The sequence below is a fragment of the Streptomyces sp. NPDC086147 genome (genome assembly GCF_040702165.1).
Lineage (GTDB): Bacteria > Actinomycetota > Actinomycetes > Streptomycetales > Streptomycetaceae > Streptomyces.
In genome coordinates this window covers 1-3,536 of sequence record NZ_JBFBJO010000052.1, presented here as the reverse complement: position 1 = coordinate 3,536, position 3,536 = coordinate 1, and the positions used below count along the sequence as shown (strand labels likewise).

At 71.6% G+C, this 3,536-nt stretch carries 4 protein-coding genes; 3 read left to right on the top strand and 1 reads right to left on the bottom strand.

Annotation, left to right across the window (positions count from 1 at the left end; all coding sequences use genetic code 11):
- Positions 1-266: adenosylhomocysteinase (locus AB0398_RS34205; protein ID WP_366379569.1), on the top strand; the 266-nt coding region annotated here is incomplete at its 5' end.
- A 129-nt stretch (positions 267-395) separates the two neighbouring features.
- Positions 396-1,010 carry a hypothetical protein gene (locus tag AB0398_RS34200; RefSeq protein WP_366379568.1) on the top strand — a complete coding sequence of 205 codons (615 nt, stop codon included), beginning with the start codon at positions 396-398 and terminating at the stop codon, positions 1,008-1,010.
- A 24-nt stretch (positions 1,011-1,034) separates the two neighbouring features.
- Here the strand turns inward: AB0398_RS34200 and AB0398_RS34195 are convergent, their stop codons facing one another.
- Positions 1,035-2,036 carry an RDD family protein gene (locus AB0398_RS34195; protein WP_366379567.1) on the bottom strand — a complete coding sequence of 334 codons (1,002 nt, stop codon included), beginning with the start codon at positions 2,034-2,036 and terminating at the stop codon, positions 1,035-1,037.
- Positions 2,037-2,154: 118 nt separating this feature from the next.
- Here AB0398_RS34195 and AB0398_RS34190 point away from each other — a divergent pair, with 118 nt between their 5' ends.
- A complete protein-coding gene (locus AB0398_RS34190) occupies positions 2,155-3,162 on the top strand; it encodes a stage II sporulation protein M (protein WP_366379566.1) in 1,008 nt (335 codons plus the stop codon).
- Positions 3,163-3,536 lie beyond the last annotated feature (374 nt).

Below are 3,536 nucleotides of genomic sequence, written 5' to 3'. Positions count from 1 at the left end.
TGAACCTGGGCAACGCGACCGGTCACCCCTCCTTCGTGATGTCGAACTCCTTCGCGGACCAGACCCTGGCCCAGATCGAGCTCTTCACCAAGCCGCAGGAGTACCCGACCGACGTCTACGTCCTGCCGAAGCACCTGGACGAGAAGGTCGCCCGCCTCCACCTGGACGCGCTCGGCGTGAAGCTCACGACCCTGCGTCCGGAGCAGGCCGCCTACATCGGCGTCGAGGTCGAGGGCCCGTACAAGGCGGACCACTACCGCTACTGACGGACTCCGCGGCTGAAGATCCGCGGAAGACGTCCGCAGAGGATCGAGGCAGGCCCCCCGCACCCCCGTGTCGGGGGGCCTGCCTCGTCCCGCCCCCTGCTACCGCTCCTGGAAGTCACCCGAGGACCCATGCCCCGCGGCCGCTATTCGCTCCATGACCCGCACGATCACACCCCCCTCGGCGAAGAACACTTCCACTGCGCGCCGGGCCCCTCCGGCTGGCGCTACGTCGCCCAGACCACCACCCCCTCCGGTGATCACCGGGGCTCCGTCGACCTGGCCGTCGACGAACTGGGCCGCCCCATCCGCCTCGAACTGCACGCCGCCGGCTGGCAGGTCCGCGGCGCGGCCCTCGACGGCGTCACCTGGGTCCGCACGGACCCCACCGGAGCCGAGGCCACCGAAGGCAATGTGCGCGCCCACACCTTCACCGGCGGCTCCCCGGCCTTCCTCGTCGCCCTCACGCGACTCCTGCGTCTCACCCCCGATTCCCCCGAGACCCGTGTCAGGCTCGTCGCCCTCACGGACCCGGTGCTCGCCCCCCTCACGGTCGACCAGTCCTGGGCCCTGCTGAGAAGTGAAGCGCACCCCACTGACAACGGCCCCCTGACGGTGGACGAGTACCAGGTCAGCACCCTGGACACGGGCGAGCGCCACACCGTCCACATCGCCGGGGACGTGGTCCTCGCGGCCCCCGGCATCGAACTCGAAGACCTCGACACCCCGCCCTCGTCCTTCCTCTGACCCAAGGGGCCGCCGAACCGGACGTCAGGCGGGCGGGGCGAACCCGGTGGCGGGCGGCGCGTCCTCCCGGGAGGACCCGGTGGCCGGGGGAGCACTCGCAGGAGGAGCGACCGGAGGAACGGACACCGGAGCAACAGCCACCGGCGGAACGGCCGCAGCCGGAACGCCGAAGGCCCCACCGCCCCCGAACCCGCCCCCGGCCCCCGTACCGGTCCCCGCCCCCGCCACAACTCCAGGCCCGGCCCCGGCCCCGCGTCCGGCTCCGTGTCCGGATCCGGTCTCCGCGAACGCCCGCCGCGCGTCCCGCGCCTGCCGCTCGGCCACCACACCCGCCAGATACGCCTCCGCCGGCACTCCCGCGGGCGGCGGCGTCCCCGTCCGGGCCACCAGCTCGCCGGCCAGACGCTCGGCGAGCTGCCGTCCCACGGCCGGATCCAGTTCACGCGCCCGCGTGAGGTACTGCCGCACCTCCAGCCACAGGGCCTCCGGAACCGCCGAGAGGTCGAGCCCGGCGAACCGGCCCACCAGCCACGGCGGTGGCGGGGGCACGGGCCGGACCCGCGCCGCGGGCATCCGCTCCCGTACGACCAGCGTCCCCGCGAACACGTCCCCGAGCCGCCGCCCGCGCTCGGACACCAGCGACGCGACGCAGGCGACGACACCGAGGGTCATCAGGATCTCCACGACCCCCATGGCCCCCCGCACCAGCGCGTGCCGGAACCGGATCGGCCCGCCGTCGTCCCGTACGACCCGCAGCCCGCAGGCCATCTTCCCGAGCGACCGCCCGTGGGACAGCGTCTCCACCGCGATCGGCGCCCCCACCAGGACCAGCAGGAAGGCCGCGATGGACACGGCCGTCACCGCCGCCTCGTCCAACGAGGCCGTGGCGACCGCGAGCCCGATCATGACCAGCAGGTACGCGGCCCACACCACGGCCAGATCGACGAGCACCGCGAGCGCCCGGCTCGGCAGCCGCGCGGGCTGCAGTCCCAGTACGACGGCGTCGCCCGTCACCACACCACTCACGGCACCCACCCTTCTCCGTCCTTCCCGACCCCTCCGAACGCCAGTCTGCCAAGCTGACCCCCAGCGCGCCGCAGTAGTACGGACCCGCCCGAAGCCAGTCCTGGAGCAGCAGCCGATCATGGACCTCGACGTCTACGTCACCGCCCACCGCGCGGAGTGGGAACGCCTCGACCACCTCCTGCGCCGGGGCGGGAAGCTCACGGGCGCGGAGGCGGACGAACTCGTCGCCCTGTACCAGCGCGCGGCCACCCACCTCTCGATCGTGCAGTCCAGCGCCCCGGACCCCCTGCTCACGGCCCGGCTCACCCAGCTCGTGGCCCGCGCCCGCGCCACGGTGACCGGCACCCGCCGCTCCTCGTGGCGCGACGCGGCCCGCTTCTTCACGGCCGGCTTCCCGGCGGCCGTCCACCGCTCCCGCCACTGGTGGATCCCCACGGCCGTCCTCTCCACCCTGCTCGCGGTCCTCATCGGCTGGTGGATCGGAACGCACCCGGAGGTCCAGGCCTCGATCGGAGCCCCCGCCGAACTCCGCGAGATGACCCGCCCCGGCGGGCAGTACGAGACCTACTACTCCAGCCACCCGGCGGCCTCCTTCGCCGCCCAGGTCTGGACGAACAACGCCCAGGCCGCCGCCATGTGCCTGGTCCTGGGCGCCTTCCTGGGGATCCCGGTCCTCTGGATCCTCTTCCTGAACATGCTGAACCTCGGCGTCGGCATCGGCCTGATGTCCTCCGCCGGCCGCCTCGACGTGTTTCTGGGTCTGATCCTTCCGCACGGCCTGCTCGAACTGACCGCCGTCTTCGTGGCAGCCGGTACGGGCCTCCGCCTCGGCTGGACCGTCATCGAACCGGGCCCCACCACGCGTCGCGCGGCCCTCGCGGAACGGGGCCGCGCGGCCGTCGGCATGGCCATCGGCCTGGCTCTGGTCCTCTTCGTCTCGGGCCTGATCGAAGGCTTCGTCACCCCCTCCGGCCTGCCGACCTGGGCCCGCATCACCATCGGCATCGCCGCCGAACTGGCATTCCTCGCGTACGTCTACGTCCTCGGCGGCCGCGCCTCCCGCGCCGGCGACCGGGGCGACTTGGAGGAGCCCGACCGCAGCGCCGCGCCCCCCATCGCGGCCTGATGTGCGTACGGCCCTGCTGAGCTGCTAGTCTCCACCGGTGCCCGCAAAAGCTGTTGACACGGCGATTGCGGGGAGGTAGATTTGAACAGTTGCCTGGAGCTGGACAGCTCGGCAGCAACCAAGTAAAGTCTGAATCACTCCGGTCGGGAATTTCGATTCCACGGAGTCACTTCGATTCTTATCCGAATCACGAAAGCCACCGATTAGGTCGGCCGAAATGAATCTGATAAAGTCGGAACCGCCGGAAGGGCCCGGAGCGAAAGCAAAAGGGGCCGGAAGGCACCGGGGAAATCGGATCGGAAAGATCTGATAGAGTCGGAAACGCAAGACCGAAGGGAAAAGCCCGGAGGAAAGCCCGGAAGGGTGAGTACGAA

Bases quoted from the DNA above. Each gene is read 5' to 3' on its own strand.
- AB0398_RS34200 (WP_366379568.1), top strand. From the start codon at position 396: ATGCCCCGCGGCCGCTATTCGCTCCATGACCCGCACGATCACACCCCC.
- AB0398_RS34190 (WP_366379566.1), top strand. From the start codon at position 2,155: ATGGACCTCGACGTCTACGTCACCGCCCACCGCGCGGAGTGGGAACGC.